Here is a 631-nt window from a genome sequence, read left to right on the forward strand (position 1 = left end):
GTTGAAGTGCCCCGGGTTTTGTTCCTAGGCATTTGCCTTGATTTCTATTATTGCTTGCGGCGGGTGCTGCTCCCAAAATTCGGTTTCCACTTCGACTGGGGTTCGGTATCCCAAGCTTTGGTGAAGCCTCGTCTCGTTCCACCATGACACCCACTCGAACGTCGCGATTTCTACCTCGACAACGTCATTCCACCTGCGAGTATGGATCAGCTCGTTTTTGTAGGAGCCGTTAACGTTTTCAGCCAGAGCATTGTCATAGGAATCCCCGACAGTTCCGGTGGAAGCGGCAATCCCGTGCTGGGCAAGACGCTCGTTGTAGACAACGCTGACATACTGCGAGCCGTGATCTGAATGGTGAATGAGACCTGTTGTTTCTTCAGCACACGCGATCGCCTGGTTGAGAGCTTGCAGTGGCAACGCTTCGGTGCGCATGGAATCTGATAACGCCCACCCAACGATCCGTCGGGAGTAAACATCGGTGACAAATGCGGCGTACACAAAGCCTTTCTTCGTGCGAACGTAGGTAATGTCAGCCACCCACAGCTTGTTCGGGCCTTCGGCTTTGAATTCTCGCTCCACCAAGTCCGGGCGCAAATCCGGCCTTTGAGGTGTGCGAGTGGTCATAGGCGAG

At 54.0% G+C, this 631-nt stretch carries 1 protein-coding gene; it reads right to left on the reverse strand.

What is annotated here, in order from left to right; genetic code table 11:
* Positions 1-24: 24 nt before the first annotated feature.
* The coding region (locus HMPREF2678_RS02650; protein WP_070550747.1) for an IS3 family transposase at positions 25-631 on the reverse strand (607 nt) is incomplete at its 5' end.

Origin of the sequence: Corynebacterium sp. HMSC058E07, assembly GCF_001809885.1 — a bacterium.
Lineage (GTDB): Bacteria > Actinomycetota > Actinomycetes > Mycobacteriales > Mycobacteriaceae > Corynebacterium > Corynebacterium macclintockiae.